The organism is Corynebacterium glyciniphilum AJ 3170, from assembly GCF_000626675.1.
In the GTDB taxonomy this organism is placed as follows: domain Bacteria; phylum Actinomycetota; class Actinomycetes; order Mycobacteriales; family Mycobacteriaceae; genus Corynebacterium; species Corynebacterium glyciniphilum.
Window position 1 is genome coordinate 2132890 of the sequence record NZ_CP006842.1, and the last position, 14474, is coordinate 2147363.

Consider the following 14474-nt stretch of genomic DNA (forward strand, 5'->3'; position numbering starts at 1 on the left):
GAGTCGTTAGGCATGGGATATCAACGCGGATCCATCCGAATGTCGGACGCGCCTGTTGTCGTTGACAACCTCGGGACGGTGGACTACCTGTCGACCTGGGACAAGCAGGCCGCTCTGGCCCGTCAGCGTGCAGACGGGCAGATCGAGGACACCGTCCTGCTGCTGGAACATCCGCCGACCTACACCGCGGGCAAGCGCACACAGCCGGAGGATCTGCCCACGAACGGCCTTCCCGTCGTCGATGTCGACCGGGGCGGCCGGATCACCTGGCACGGCCCCGGACAACTCGTCGCCTACCCGATCATCAAACTGGATGATCCGATCGATGTCGTCGACTACGTCCGGCGTATCGAGGAGGCGGTCCTGGCGACCTGTCGTGACATCGGCCTCGACAACGTAGGACGGGTGCCTGGACGCTCCGGCGTATGGCTTCCTGCGGGGCTCCGACGTGGCGAGCTTGTCCCCGCACGCAAAGTGGCGGCGGTGGGGATCCGGGTGACACGGGGAGTCACCATGCACGGCGTCGCGTTGAACTGCGACAACACCCTGGAGTACTACGACCACATCGTGCCGTGCGGGTTGGCGGACACCGGTGTCACGACCCTGTCGGAGGAACTGGGCCGGGAAGTCAGCGTCCCGGATGTGACCGAGACCTTCACCGGTCATCTGCTCGCCGCACTGGACGGGTCACTGGAAATGTCCGACGATGACGTGCCCGAGGAGCTCGCCCACGGCGCCCTGACGTCCTGAACAGGCATTTTAGGATGTCCTCCGCGGCTGGAGTCAGTTAGCGTCACTGAACGATGCAGCGTAGGGTGGGGGCCGTGACTGTTACATCAGACGGACGACGACTTCTCCGCATCGAGGCGAAGAACTCCCAGACACCCATCGAACAGAAGCCACGGTGGATCCGTACCCAGGCCAAGATGGGCCCGGAATACCGTGACATGAAGAACCGCGTCTCGGGCGCCGGACTTCACACGGTCTGCCAGGAGGCCGGGTGCCCCAATATCCACGAGTGTTGGGAAGAACGCGAGGCCTCCTTCCTGATCGGTGGCGACACCTGCTCCCGTCGATGTGACTTTTGCCAGATCAAGTCGGGTAAGCCGAGTCCGTTGGACCGGGACGAGCCTCGCCGCGTCGCCGAGAACATTCGCGACATGGACCTGCGGTACGCCACCATCACCGGCGTCACCCGTGATGACCTGGATGACGAGGGTGCCTGGCTGTACGCGGAGATCGTGCGGAAGGTGCACGAGCTCAACCCGAACACCGGCGTCGAGAACCTCACCCCTGACTTCTCCGCCAAGCCCGACCTGCTGGCCGAGGTCTTCGAGGCACGTCCAGAGGTCTTCGCCCACAATCTCGAGACCGTGCCCCGGATCTTCAAGCGGATCCGTCCGGCGTTCCGCTACGAGCGGTCACTGGAGGTCATCCGCGCGGCCCGCGACTTCGGGTTGGTGACCAAATCGAACCTCATCCTCGGTATGGGTGAGACCGCCGAGGAAGTCCAGTCGTCACTGACGGATCTGAAGGACGCCGGCTGCGACATCATCACGATCACCCAGTACCTGCGTCCGACCTCGATGCACCACCCGATCGAGCGGTGGGTCAAGCCGGAGGAGTTCATGGAGCACTCCGAGTTCGCCAAAGAACTGGGATTTGGTGCCGTTATGTCCGGTCCCTTGGTCCGGTCGTCCTACCGGTCGGGTCGGCTCTACGCCGAGGCCAAGGCCGCACGTGGTGAGGCGCTTCCCGAGAACCTGGCGCATCTGGGTGACACGCTGGGGTCCACCACCAGTCAGGAAGCCAGTACGCTGCTGGAGAAGTACGGGCCGTCCAAGGAGACCCCTGTCTCGTCCGCGCGCTGATTGTTCCCACGCCCCGGCGGATGCCGTTGACGGCCCTGGGGCCCCGATGTTCTAAGGTAGGCGGTATGGCGAAGGATCCCCGGGAGAAAGAAAACAAGCGGCTCGAGAAGGCCGCCAAGAAGTCACGGCGCAAGCAGACACGAGGCCAGATGTGGCAGGCCTTCCAGATGCAGCGCAAGAAGGACAAGAAGCTCATCCCCTACATGCTGCTGGGCTTGCTTGGCCCGGTAGTGATCATGTTGGCGCTGAGCCTGGTGCTCGGCTGGTGGTGGCTTAACCTCATCGTCGGTATCGCCATCGGCGTAATGGTCGCCTTCTGGATCTTCTCCCGCCGGCTGCAGGCCGGTGTCTACGATCAGATCGAAGGTGAGGCAGGCGCCGCCGGCTGGGCGTTGCAGAACCTGCGTGACGGTGTCGGCGTCAAGTGGATCACCGAGACCGCGGTGGCCTCGAACACTCACATGGACGCCGTCCACCGGGTCGTCGGCGTTCCCGGCGTGATTCTCGTCGGTGAAGGCAGCCGGCACCGACTTAAGCCGATGATGGCGCAGGAGCGGAAGCGACTCTCCCGCATCCTCGGCAATACGCCCATCTACGACGTGTACATCGGTGAGGGCGACGACGAGGTGCCGATCCGCAAGCTGCAGAACCACCTGGTCCGTCTCCCCCGCAACATCAAGAAGAACCAGGTCGACGCGCTCAACAGCAAGGTTGAGTCGATTGCCCGTCTGCACTCACGTGAGTCGATGCTCCCGAAGGGGCCGATGCCACGCAACGCCGCGAACCCGGCCGGCGTCAACCGTCGTGCCCGCCGCGCGGCTCAACGTAACAAGAAGGGCTGAGTCTGAGGCTAAGACGACCCCGGCGCCCTGATCGAGGAATCTGATTCTGGTCACCGGGGTCTTTCTGCGCGCTCTCGCCCCCTACCCTGCCCGACACAGCCATGGTGTCTGGCATGACGGCTTTCCTTCTAGCTCCCTGGTCTACCGGGTCCGGATCACAGCGGTTCCGGTGGCCCGGTCATGCATCCCGCGACTGTCGGTGTCCTGGATCAGCGGCGGGAACAAGAACACCGTGAGTACCGTCCGGACCACGGACCGGATGAGACCGACACGTTGATCCGGGTCATCCACCCGGGCGACACCGATACCCATCGCCGCGTGACCGGGAGACTGTCCGAACAACCACACGGTGACGATCCTCCAGATCACCCACACCATCAACACCACCGTCGAGGTTCCCCCTAGAGCACTTGTCGTCTGGGTGATGAAGAAAGCGATGCCGTAACAGATCAGCCAGTCCACCAGCAGGGCAAACACCCGCGGGAACATCGTTGCGACTGATCCGGGGCCTGAGGCCGGCAGTCCCAGCAGTTTTCCGGGGTATGAACTCAGGTCATGAGGGTCCTCGTACTGCCCCGGCACCTGTGGGCCTTCCAGCCAGCTCGGCTGCCTGGCGCGTTCTTCTCGGAGCCCCTTCCGTCGTTGACGGCGGTCGTCCCCGGTGCCACTGTTCTTCTGCCGTTTCGCCATGATCCTCAAGCGTACCGGCACTGTGACCGCCCCCCAATTTCGTGGCGGACCACCCCGACTGTGCACACCCGGGGCCCACTGCCCGTATCCTAGAGGTCAAGCCCCGACCGGGGACTACCGGAATCGACCGTGGCACCGGCGAAAAGGTGGTTCGTATCAGTGACGAGCGACGACGAGCGACACCGCCTGACCAGTTACACGCCGGTAACATTGGATTGACACTAGGGCAACAACCCCAGAATATGGTTGTTCACGACGCACCCGGAAGGGTGAATCCCCTCGTGAGACAACGAAACAACGAGTTGGGTCGAACATGACTGCAAGGAGTCCAGAAGTGGCATTTAAGACGGCCGAAGAGGTCACCAAGTACATCGCGGACAACGACATTGAGTTTGTCGATGTCCGATTCACGGACGTACCCGGCGTGGAGCAGCACTTCACCATTCCCGCCTCCGCCTTCGACGAGGATGCCATCGAGACCGGCCTGGCTTTCGACGGATCGTCGGTGCGTGGTTTCACCACCATCGACGAGTCGGACATGAACTTGCTGCCCGACCTCGCGACCGCCAAGGTCGATCCCTTCCGCAAGACCAAGACCCTGAACGTGAAGTTCTTCGTCCACGACCCGTTCACCCGCGAGCCCTTCTCCCGCGATCCCCGCAACGTCGCACGTAAGGCCGAGGAGTACCTCGCGTCCACCGGCATCGCCGATACGTGCAACTTCGGCCTCGAGGCAGAGTTCTACCTCTTCGACAAGGTCCGTTACTCCGCCGAGCAAAACTCCGCCTTCTACGAGGTCGATTCCAACGAGGGCTGGTGGAACCGCGGCAAGGAGACCAACACCGACGGCACCCCCAACACCGGCTACAAAACCCGCGTCAAGGGCGGTTACTTCCCGGTCCCGCCGTACGACCAGACGGTGGACGTCCGCGACGAGATGGTGAAGAACCTCGCCGCATCCGGTTACGATCTTGAGCGCTTCCACCACGAGGTCGGTACCGGTGGCCAGCAGGAGATCAACTACAAGTTCAATACCCTGCTGCATGCTGCCGATGACCTGCAGTCGTTCAAGTACATCATCAAGAACACCGCTGCCGCACACGGTAAGTCCGCCACGTTCATGCCGAAGCCACTGGCCGGCGACAACGGCTCGGGCATGCACGCGCACCAGTCTCTGTGGAAGGACGGCAAGCCCCTGTTCCACGACGAGGCAGGTTACGCCGGCCTGTCTGACCTGGCCCGCTACTACATCGGCGGTATCCTCCATCACGCCGGTGCTGTCCTGGCGTTCACCAACCCGACGCTGAACTCCTACCACCGTCTGGTCCCGGGTTTCGAGGCACCGATCAACCTCGTCTACTCCCAGCGCAACCGTTCTGCCGCCGTCCGTATCCCGATCACCGGATCGAACCCGAAGGCCAAGCGCCTCGAGTTCCGCGCACCGGACCCCTCGGGCAACCCCTACTTCGGCATGGCCGCGATGATGCTCGCCGGTCTCGACGGCATCAAGAACCGCATTGAGCCGCACGCCCCTGTCGACAAGGACCTCTACGAGCTGCCGCCGGAGGAGGCCGCCAGCATCCCGACGGCACCGACCTCCCTAGAGGCCGCGCTTCACGCGCTGGAGGAGGACAACGACTTCCTCACCGAAGGTGGCGTGTTCACCGACGACCTGCTGGAGACCTACATCTCCTACAAGTACGACAACGAGATCTCCCCGGCCCGCCTGCGCCCGACCCCCCATGAGTTCGAGCTCTACTACGACTGCTAGTTCTCGTCTCCGGCTCCGCCGACAGAAGAACCCCCGCTTCACCTCCTCGGTGGCGGGGGTTCTTCGTGCGTCGACCCTCAGCTGTAGGTGTGTAGTTCGTTGTGCATCAACGCACTCGGGGTCTCGGTGAGAGAGTCGGACGCGACACCGGCACCCCGCGCCTCAAGCACACCCCCGTAGAGTTGCTGGAAGCCGGTCAGGGCTGCAGCGTAGTGGCTGACAGCGGTCTCATAGGTGACCCCGATGCCTCCGTGAAGCTGGACGGACTCCTCAGCCACCACACGCGCCTGACGGGCCAAGAACACATAAGCATCGAGCGACGCCGCCTCCAACTCCTCCAGGGTCAGCTCCTCCGTCTGCGCCATTGCGGCGGCCCACAGCGCAGTGGACCGGGCAAGCTCGACATCCGCATAAAGCTGTGCGGCACGGTGATTCAGGACCTGGAAGTTGTTCAGGGTCACCCCGAATTGTTTGCGGACTTTGAGGTAGTCCACCGTCTGGTTCATGGCGGTGCCCATCAGCCCCACAGCGCGACCCCCCTGCACCACACGTGCGAGTGATACCGCGCGACGCACTGCGCGGTCGGTGTCTTCCGCACTCCCGCCGAGTCGTTCCGCCGAGGCGTCCTGGAAGGACACACGCCCCGTAGGCGCCCATTCTGCGTCACGGTGGACCGTCACCTCGACCCCATCCCCCGGGGTGACGAGGTACACGCCGAACGCACCGTCCTCAACGGCGGTGACGAGGAAGGCATCGATCTCGCCGGGGGCGACAACCGCGCGCTTCTCACCCGTCAGCCGTCCACCGGTGACGGTCGCTGAACGGGGGTCGGCCCATCCTGTACTGGGTTCGGCGTGGGCGAGGGTCACCAGACGCTGCCCCGCAGCGAGCGGTGGCAGCCACGTCGACTTCTGATCATCAGACCCGAGGTCCTGGAGCAACCATGCCGGAACGTAGGCGAGGTCAGTGACCTGCTCGGGGGCCGCGAGCTCGCCGAGGGCCTCCGCTGCCGCATAGGCCTCACCGACGCCCGCGCCGGCACCGTCGTAGTCTTCGTTGATGACCAGTGCGGTCACTCCGAGATCGGCGGCCTGGCGCCAGAGATCACGTCGGAAGTCCAGGGCCACCTCGGGTGCGTCTGCACCGGCGGTGGGGTCCCCGTCTGCACCGGCGAAAACGCTCCGGACGGAGTCAGCGAGCATGCGCTGTTCATCTGTCAAGGAAAGGTCCATGGTCGTGGTACTCCTAAAGTCCGAGGATGCCCTTGGCGATGACGTTCGCCTGGACCTCATTGGTGCCTCCGTAGATGGAGACCTTACGGTTGTTCAGGTATTCGACGACCGGGTCGCCGTAGACGCTGGAATCGTCGACGGTGATCTCTACGGCGTCACTGCCGAGTGCCTCCACCGCCAGTTCGTTGAGTTCCTGGAGAATCCGGCTCCCCTCGATCTTCAGCATCGAGGACAGAGGGCTCGGCTTTCCATCCACACTGGCGGCTGTGACCCTCAATTGTGTCGACTCGACCGCTTTCAACCGCAGCTTCACGTCGTAGAGACGGTTGCGGAAGAGTGGGTCATCCAGCACGCGGCGGCCACCGCGGGTACGCTCGGCGGCCATCTCCACCAGGTCAGCGTAGTGCCGCTGACTGGTGCCGACCTGGGTGATGCCGTTGCGCTCATTGCCCAGCAGGAACTTCGCATAGGTCCAGCCCTTGTTCTCTTCCCCGACGAGGTTCTCGGTGGGGATTCTGACATCGGTGAAGAAGAATTCGTTGACTTCCACGGAACCGTCGATGAGCCGGATCGGCCGACGTTCGATGCCGGGGGTGTCCAGGTCGACCAGTAGGAACGAAATACCCTGCTGTGGCTTGGGCGCGTCCGGATCTGTGCGGGCCAGAAGGAACATCCACTCTCCGTACTGGCCGAGTGTGGTCCAGGTCTTCTGGCCGTTGACCACATAGTGGTCGCCGTCCCGGACCGCCGTGGTCTTCAACCCCGCGAGGTCCGATCCTGCACCCGGCTCCGAGAATCCCTGCGACCACCAGATGTCCAGATTCGCTGTCTTGGCCAGGAAGCGTTCCTTGATGGCGTCGCTTCCGAAGGCTGCGATAACGGGCCCGACCATGCCGGTGTTGAACGCCAACGGCTCCGGGATACCGGCCCGTTGGAGCTCGTTGGTGTAGATGTGCCGTTGGATGGGTGTCCAGTCCTGGCCACCATGTTCCACGGGCCAGTGAGGGACGGCGACACCGTGTTTATTGAGAATACGCTGAGAGTCGATGATGTCGTCGCGTGTGATGTGGCCGGCACGTGTGCGTGCACGGATCTCCGCAGGCACCTCAGCAAAAATACTGCGGAGTTTGTCGCGGAAGGCAACATCCTCCTCGGAAAGCTCGAGATTCACGGGCACTACTCCTTGACTATGTCTTGAATCACCGTTCAGCATGGACGTGACTCACATTACTACGTCTCGCGCCTCCGTGGGAGTCGGACCTGTGAGAGGACATCCCGAGGAAATCAGCGGTACAGGAATAGGCGACGCTCCCCACCTGTTGTGTCGACCAGACAGTGATCATCACACCAACTCTCACAGGAGGAAGATCATGACGGACGTTCTTATCATCGGAGGGCACGGCAAGGTGGGTCTTCTCGCCACCCCGAAGCTGGTCGACCACGGTTTCTCGGTGACGTCCCTGATCCGCAACCCGGACCAGGTCACCGAGATCGAGTCTCTGGGCGCAACCGCACTGCTCAAGGATGTCACGCAGGTGACCGCGAGCGATTGGGACGGTATCCTGGCCGGTTTTGACGTCATCGTCTGGACGGCCGGCAACGGAGGCCGCGGCGGCCCGGAGGTGACCTATGCGGTCGACCGAGACGCTGCCCTCGCCGTCATCGACTCTCTCGAGAGGCTCCGAGATTCGGGTACCACTCCCCGCTACCTCAATGTGTCCTACGCCGGGGCACGGGACCACACCGTCCCCGAGACAGACAGCTTCTTCCCGTACGCGGACTCGAAGAAGACCGTGGACGACCGACTGGTCGCAACGGAGGGGCTGGACTACGTGATTCTCGGGCCAGCGACGCTTACTGAGGATCCCGCCGAAGGAGTTGCCCCGGTCACCGCCGATCTCGACAGGTCAGACGCACACACCGCACGTGAACTCGTCGCCGATGTCATCGTCGAGTTCGCTGGCCGGGAGGACCTCCCCGGACAACGCACCGTCGAATTCGTCGACGGCACCGCCCCCGTCAGCGAACTCTGACACGATGGGGACATGCCCCGCGACGCTGAGCTCACCGCTGCACTGAGCCGTTTTGATGCGCTGCCCGCAGTCACGGTCGACGAGCTGGTGGGCCGATGGCGCGGCACCGAGATCCCCACAGGACATCCTCTCGGCGTCGTGGACGTCCGGTACACGTCGCGTCCATACGTTCTTATACTGCACAGGGAAGATTGAATCGTACCCTCCACCTGTGTCCCGACTCAGGGCTGGCCTGACTAGGTCGGCAGTTGCCTTTTCAGCTCTGACGCGGCCTCGCGTGGATTCTGCGCCTCGGTAATCGCCCGGACGACCACCGCACGTCGAGCGCCGGCGGAGAGGACGTCCGGCAGGGTGTGCTGGTTTATTCCGCCGATCGCGAACCACGGTTTCGCACCGGACGCCACACCTCCCCCGTCACCCACCCTTTCGGCGGTCCGGGTCAGAAGCCCCAGCCCCGTCGCTGCGCGGCCGGGCTTCGTCGGTGTCTCCCACACCGGTCCCGTGCAGAAGTAGTCCAGGTCGGGGTCACGGACCGCCGCCTCCGCCTGCTCGGACGAGTGGGTCGACAACCCCAGGACAACGTCCGGTCCCAGCAGCCTACGGGCCTGAGCCACGCTCAGATCGTCCTGGCCGACGTGCAGCACATCGGCCCCCACCAGGGCGGCGATATCCGCCCTGTCGTTCACCGCGAAGAGGGCGCCGTGCTCAGCGGCGACGTCGGCGAGCACCTCTATCGCGGCCACTTCATCACTGGTGTCGAGCGTCTTGTCGCGCAACTGGATGATGTCGACTCCCCCGTCATAGGCGGCATGGAGGAAGTCCCGGAGGTCGCCCTGTTCCCGGCGCGCCGGTGTACAGAGATAGAGCGAGGCGTTCTGCAGGAGTTCTCTGCGTCGTGTCCCTGCCGCGGTACCGGGGGTACCCGTGCACTGATGTAGGTCCATATGGTGTGATGGTAGCCGTTACGCGAACTACGGGAGCCTCCGACGCCGAGGCTGAGAGGACCGGACGCCACCGGTCGACCGTCGACACCTGATGCGGATCATGCCGCCGGAGGAAAGAACGCACATGCGCGAGACACTTGTCGTCGGCGCCGGGATCGCCGGGCTCAGCGCAGCCTGGTATCTACGGCGCGCCGGCCACACCGTCACCGTCGTCGACCCTGATCCGGGCAACGGTGCCAGCCACGCTGCCGCCGGCATGATCGCGGCGGTCAGTGAAGTCGTCCACCAGCATGACGCCATCCGGCCGTTGATGCTCGCCTCTGCGGCGGCATACCCGCAGTTCATCGCCGACCTTGAACAGACCGTCGGACACCCCGTCAGCTACCTGCCGACCGCCACACTGGGCGTGGGCGCCACCCCTGGTGATGTCGCCGCCTTCCGGAACCTGTCCGACGTCCAACGTGCTGCGGGGATGACCGTGGAGCAGCTGACCGTCCGCCAGGCACGTCGGGTGGAGCCGTCCCTGGCGCCCGGCATATCAGGTGCATTTCTTGTCGCCGACGACCACCAGGTCAATCCACGTACATTGCTCGGCGCCCTCGCGGAGGCGGTGTACTCCCCGACCGGGGAAGGTCCGCAGGGGCGGCTCGTCCGGCGGCAGGTGACCGGTGTCCTGCGCGACGGTGATGTGGTCACCGGCGTCCACCTGGCCGACGGCAGGGAGTTGCAGGGTGATGCCACCGTCTTGTGCCCCGGGATGTCTTTCCCGGATATCGACGGCCTTCCCGAGGCCCAGTGCGTCCGGCTGCGCCCGGTACACGGGGATATTCTCCGGGCGCGGGTGAAACCGGGCCGCCCTGGGCTGCTGGAACGTACGGTGCGCGGGCTGGTCGACGGCAGACCCGTCTACCTCGTCCCCCGCGCTGACGGGGAGATCGTCATCGGGGCGACGGAACGTGAGGACGGCTTCGACGGAGTTTCCCTGGAAGGCGTCCACCAGCTACTCCGGGATGCTCAGATCCTTGTGCCGGGTGCGGCAGACCTGGAGCTCACCGAGATTATGGCGCGTGCCCGGCCCGGTACCCCGGACGACCTTCCGTACCTGGGCGGCGTCCCCGGCGTGGATGGTGTCATCGTCTCCACTGGATACTCCCGTCACGGCGTACTGCTCGCGCCCCTCTGCGCCCGACTCGCCGCCGTACTGGCGTCCGGGAAGACTCCGGAGAACCGCGGCCGCCACGATGCCACACTCCTCAGCACCACCTCCCTGGAAAGGACACCATAGACATGCCGGACAACATCACCAGCGTCACCGTGAGGGTCAACGGGAGAAAGCGTTCCGTGAGCTCCACAACCACCGTCGGTGACATCGTCTCCGACGTCACCGGCCAGGATCCGGAGACCGAGGCGTTGGGGCTCGCGGTCGCGCTGGACGCCACGATCGTCCCCCGTAGCCGCTGGTGCTCCGCCCCCGTCCACGACGGTGCCGAGATCGAGATCATCACCGCCATGCAGGGAGGCTAGACATCATGACCACGCAACAGCCGCAGACAACACCACTCACCATCGGCACCTCTCCCCTGACCTCCCGGTTGATCATGGGGACCGGTGGGGCGACGTCCCTGGAAGTCCTGGAACAGGCGCTCGTCGCGTCGGGAACATCGATGACCACGGTGGCGCTGCGCCGGTTCAATCCCACGACGGGAACCTCACTGTTCGGACTCCTCGACCGTCTCGGGATCGATGTCCTCCCGAATACGGCGGGCTGTTACACCGCCCGGGACGCACTCCTCACCGCCCGGCTGGGGCGCGAAGCGCTCGGCACACACCGGGTGAAACTGGAGATCCTCGCCGACGACCGGACGTTACTGCCGGACGTGATCGAACTCGTCGACGCCACTGAGGAACTCACCGCCGACGGGTTCGAGGTATTCGCCTACACGTCCGACGATCCTGCGACAGCCCGGCATCTCGAGGCTGCCGGCGCAGTGGCAGTGATGCCGCTGGGGTCCCCCATCGGAACCGGTCTGGGAATTCTCAACCCCCACAACATCGAGTTGATCTGCGACCGGGCGAATGTCCCGGTGATCCTCGACGCGGGTATCGGCACCGCCTCAGACGCGGCACAGGCCATGGAGCTCGGCTGTGACGGCGTGCTTCTGGCCAGTGCGGTCACCCGTGCCCAGGACCCGGCATCCATGGCCGCGGCAATGCGGCATGCCGTCGAGGCCGGGCGTCTGGCGCGGAGTGCCGGACGTATCCCCCGCCGCCCCTGGACGCAGGGCGCTCTGGCGTCGTCCGCACCGGACGGGTTGATCGGCAGCGGGCCGGGTACGGAGGCGTCATGATGACCGGCCCGCTCACGGTCCCGCTGATCGAGCCCGGGGCGGAACTCACCGCGGAGGAGCTCTCACGCTACGCGCGTCATCTGACGCTCGACCAGGTGGGGATGACCGGTCAGCGTCGGTTAAAGAACGCCCGCGTTCTCGTCATCGGTGCCGGCGGGTTGGGGTCTCCGGCGCTTCAGCACCTCGCCGCCGCCGGGGTGGGCACGCTCGGCATCGTCGACGACGATGTGGTGGAGGTGACGAATCTGCAACGTCAGGTCATCCACGGCGTCGATTCGCTCGGGGCGAGAAAGGTCGATTCCGCCGCTGCGACCGTTGCCCGGATCAATCCGCTGGTGACCGTCGAGCGGCACGCCGTGCGACTGGACGCCGACAACGTCATCGAGCTCGTCCGCAACTACGACATCGTCCTCGACGGCGCCGACAACTTCGCCACACGCTATCTCGTTTCCGATGCCTGCACGCTGACCTCCACGCCCTGTGTCTGGGGTTCGATCCTCCGCTTTGAGGGGCGGGTCTCGGTCTTCTGCTCAGGGCCGTCCCATGACGGAGTGACCTACCGCGACCTGCACCCGGACCTCCCGCCACCGGGTTCCGTGCCCAGCTGCGCCGCCGGTGGGGTCATCGGTTCACTACCGGGAACCATCGGCTCGCTGATGAGTACGGAGGCAGTCAAACTGATCACCGGGTGCGGGGAGCCGTTGTACGGACGTCTCCTCCTCCACGACGGTCTGTCGATGACCTTTCGCGAACTACGTATCACTATCGATACTGATGCTCCACCGGTGACTGCGGTGGAGGACATGGTCCAGGTGTGCACGACCGATTCTCACCCGACGGTTTCTCCTGAGGATCTGGACGCCCGGATGCGGGCGGGAGCTGTCCTCGTGGATGTCCGTGACGCCTGGGAACGTGACGTGGTCAGCATCCCAGGTGCTGTACCCCTCCAACTGTCTGCACTGGAGGAAATCGGTGCCGCAGCCCTGCCGACGGCGCTACGCAGTCGCGATATCATCTTCCACTGCAAGTCGGGCGCCAGGTCGGCCCGTGCTCTGGACGCCGTGGCACCCCATTTCGCCAGGAGGGAGGAGAACGTCGCGCATCTGGAGGGCGGAATCCTGGCCTGGGTCCGCCAGGTGCAACCGGGATCACCGACGTACTGACCGCCCGACTAGCTCCCGCACCGGAATATTGAGCACCGCGCCCTGCGCACCTACCGACAAAATCGAGAACGACGAGCCGACCGACGCCACGGACATGAACGACCCCAGTGATGCCGCGGACATCGACGACCCCGCGCTGGCGAAGGATGCGAAAGAGCCCGCCGAAAATGCGGACAACGCGGAGAATGCCGAGCGCCAGCTCAGTGCGCTCAACAGGGAACGGTCAGAACGAAAACTCGCGATAGAGGATGCCACGGTGTTCTCCTACGTCACAGGTCGGCCCGGTTGTCCTCGACCATACGCCACCGCTGCATTGTCACCCTGCTGACCAACAGCCCGATGAACCCGAAGATCCAGACCACCCCGAGTGCGCACCAGGCGACCCTGAAATCGGCCCAGGCGTAGTCTCCTCCGTCAGAGACGGCGTCGAGCACGAAACCGACCGCCTGCGCAGCGACCATCGCTGCCAGGAATCCCCCCATGTTCGACAGACCCGTCGCCGTGGCCGTGAATCGTCGGTCGACTTCCTCACGGACGGTGTCGAATCCGTAGTTCGCGGCGGGGGCCAGCGCCGGCACGAAGATGTTGATGACCGCCACCGCCGCGAAACTACGGGGATCCGGCGACATGAAGAACATCACCCAGGATGCAGCGACGATCAGCGTCGCCACCATCACGACCTCGGGACGCCGTCGGCCCGCCCGAGCAGATACGACCCCCATCAGTGGGCCGACGAGAACGCTGACGACCATGTTCACCACCAGGATCCCCGAAGCCTGGGACTCGGTGAGCCCCATTCCGAGGGTCATCAACGGAACGCCCCACAACAGCGTGAAGACAACCTGGCTCATCAACGTGAAGTGAATGAAGAACCCCAGCCAACATGCCGGTTGGCGGACAACGAAGGACAACGTTGCACCGATGCTGTTCCGAGCCCCTGCAGACGTGCCGACGGTCGCCGCCGGGGTCGGGTCCGGTGAGTCTGCGACAACGACCCAGGTAAGCAATGCAACCAGGACGCTGCCCGCCCCCAGCGAGATGAACGCTGTCGACCACCCCTGGGAATGCAGCAGCATTGAGAACGGTACGGCGGACATGAATTGTCCGACATACCCCAGTCCCCCGGTCAGCTGGGTGAAGACCGGGGTTTTACGGATCGGTATCCAGGCGGGCAGGATACGCATGACCGACAGAAACGCCGTGGCATCTGCGGTCCCGACAATCACCCGGGCCAGGATCGCAACGGGAAATGAGGACGTCACGCCGAGCAGGACCTGACCGATACCCATCATCAGGGCTCCGACGACAAGCATCCGTCGTGCGCCGAACCGGTCGATGAGCATGCCCATCGGGATCTGGGCACAGGCGTACACGCCGACCTGTACGGACGTGAAGACGGCGAGACGGGACGCGTCGATCTGGAAGTGCTCCATGGCCTCGACCCCCGCGACACCCATCGACGTCCGCCCGGTGATCGCCAGGATGTAGGCAATGACACCGGCGAACCACACCATCAACGCGCGGCGGCTGAGACGGTCGGAAGGAGCAGGTACTTTTGCAGTGGAGTCGGGCACGTATGC

General features: G+C 64.4%; 16 protein-coding genes and 1 riboswitch. Of the genes, 10 read left to right on the forward strand and 6 right to left on the reverse strand.

From position 1 onward, the window contains the following. Positions 1 to 12: 12 nt before the first annotated feature. The 3 genes from lipB to CGLY_RS10010 all read left to right on the forward strand — a co-directional run bounded on the left by lipB (position 13) and on the right by CGLY_RS10010 (position 2713). Positions 13 to 750, forward strand: coding sequence for a lipoyl(octanoyl) transferase LipB (gene lipB, locus CGLY_RS10000; protein WP_038549154.1), 738 nt, complete (start codon positions 13 to 15; stop codon positions 748 to 750). 74 nt (positions 751 to 824) lie between these two features. Next, entirely contained in the window at positions 825 to 1871 is a 1047-nt protein-coding gene (gene lipA, locus CGLY_RS10005) for a lipoyl synthase (protein WP_038549156.1), read from the forward strand. 65 nt (positions 1872 to 1936) lie between these two features. Then, positions 1937 to 2713 (forward strand): DUF4191 domain-containing protein, encoded by a 777-nt coding sequence (locus CGLY_RS10010; RefSeq protein ID WP_038549158.1) that lies wholly within the window; start codon positions 1937 to 1939, stop codon positions 2711 to 2713. 141 nt (positions 2714 to 2854) lie between these two features. On the opposite strand, the gene CGLY_RS10015 is transcribed toward CGLY_RS10010, so the two are convergent. After that, the gene (locus CGLY_RS10015; RefSeq protein ID WP_081803869.1) at positions 2855 to 3403 is read right to left on the reverse strand and encodes an RDD family protein; all 549 of its coding nucleotides are present in this window, start codon (positions 3401 to 3403) and stop codon (positions 2855 to 2857) included. Between the two features lie 334 nt (positions 3404 to 3737). Between CGLY_RS10015 and glnA the strand changes: the two genes are divergently transcribed. Continuing rightward, on the forward strand, positions 3738 to 5174 hold the full coding sequence (gene glnA, locus CGLY_RS10020) for a type I glutamate--ammonia ligase (RefSeq protein ID WP_038549160.1): 1437 nt from the start codon (positions 3738 to 3740) through the stop codon (positions 5172 to 5174). A 77-nt stretch (positions 5175 to 5251) separates the two neighbouring features. On the opposite strand, the gene CGLY_RS10025 is transcribed toward glnA, so the two are convergent. Both CGLY_RS10025 and CGLY_RS10030 read right to left on the reverse strand, forming a co-directional pair. Further along, positions 5252 to 6406, reverse strand: coding sequence for an acyl-CoA dehydrogenase family protein (locus CGLY_RS10025; RefSeq protein ID WP_038549161.1), 1155 nt, complete (start codon positions 6404 to 6406; stop codon positions 5252 to 5254). 13 nt (positions 6407 to 6419) lie between these two features. Continuing rightward, positions 6420 to 7577 carry an acyl-CoA dehydrogenase family protein gene (locus CGLY_RS10030; RefSeq protein ID WP_038549162.1) on the reverse strand — a complete coding sequence of 386 codons (1158 nt, stop codon included), beginning with the start codon at positions 7575 to 7577 and terminating at the stop codon, positions 6420 to 6422. A 199-nt stretch (positions 7578 to 7776) separates the two neighbouring features. Between CGLY_RS10030 and CGLY_RS10035 the strand changes: the two genes are divergently transcribed. Further along, complete coding sequence (locus tag CGLY_RS10035; RefSeq protein ID WP_038549163.1) at positions 7777 to 8439, forward strand: NAD(P)H-binding protein; 663 nt, start codon at positions 7777 to 7779, stop codon at positions 8437 to 8439. Between the two features lie 12 nt (positions 8440 to 8451). Further along, the gene (locus CGLY_RS10040) at positions 8452 to 8634 is read left to right on the forward strand and encodes a GXWXG domain-containing protein (protein ID WP_038549164.1); all 183 of its coding nucleotides are present in this window, start codon (positions 8452 to 8454) and stop codon (positions 8632 to 8634) included. A gap of 41 nt (positions 8635 to 8675) precedes the next feature. On the opposite strand, the gene thiE is transcribed toward CGLY_RS10040, so the two are convergent. Then, entirely contained in the window at positions 8676 to 9383 is a 708-nt protein-coding gene (gene thiE, locus CGLY_RS10045) for a thiamine phosphate synthase (RefSeq protein ID WP_052540001.1), read from the reverse strand. A gap of 19 nt (positions 9384 to 9402) precedes the next feature. Beyond that, positions 9403 to 9515, forward strand: a riboswitch (TPP riboswitch). Between thiE and thiO the strand changes: the two genes are divergently transcribed. The 4 genes from thiO to moeB all read left to right on the forward strand — a co-directional run bounded on the left by thiO (position 9508) and on the right by moeB (position 12894). Beyond that, entirely contained in the window at positions 9508 to 10668 is a 1161-nt protein-coding gene (thiO, locus tag CGLY_RS10050) for a glycine oxidase ThiO (protein ID WP_081803870.1), read from the forward strand. It overlaps the preceding riboswitch by 8 nt. A gap of 2 nt (positions 10669 to 10670) precedes the next feature. Next, positions 10671 to 10907 (forward strand): sulfur carrier protein ThiS, encoded by a 237-nt coding sequence (gene thiS, locus CGLY_RS10055; protein WP_081803871.1) that lies wholly within the window; start codon positions 10671 to 10673, stop codon positions 10905 to 10907. A 5-nt stretch (positions 10908 to 10912) separates the two neighbouring features. Next, on the forward strand, positions 10913 to 11731 hold the full coding sequence (locus tag CGLY_RS10060) for a thiazole synthase (RefSeq protein WP_052540003.1): 819 nt from the start codon (positions 10913 to 10915) through the stop codon (positions 11729 to 11731). Further along, positions 11731 to 12894 carry a molybdopterin-synthase adenylyltransferase MoeB gene (gene moeB / locus CGLY_RS10065; RefSeq protein WP_144313663.1) on the forward strand — a complete coding sequence of 388 codons (1164 nt, stop codon included), beginning with the start codon at positions 11731 to 11733 and terminating at the stop codon, positions 12892 to 12894. Before CGLY_RS10060 ends, moeB begins: the two co-directional genes overlap by 1 nt. On the opposite strand, the gene CGLY_RS17390 is transcribed toward moeB, so the two are convergent. Beyond that, positions 12880 to 13149 (reverse strand): hypothetical protein, encoded by a 270-nt coding sequence (locus tag CGLY_RS17390; protein ID WP_144313664.1) that lies wholly within the window; start codon positions 13147 to 13149, stop codon positions 12880 to 12882. The two genes, moeB and CGLY_RS17390, sit on opposite strands and share 15 nt — an antisense overlap. 14 nt (positions 13150 to 13163) lie before the next feature. Further along, positions 13164 to 14468, reverse strand: coding sequence for an MFS transporter (locus CGLY_RS10070; RefSeq protein ID WP_038549166.1), 1305 nt, complete (start codon positions 14466 to 14468; stop codon positions 13164 to 13166). Positions 14469 to 14474: the final 6 nt, after the last annotated feature.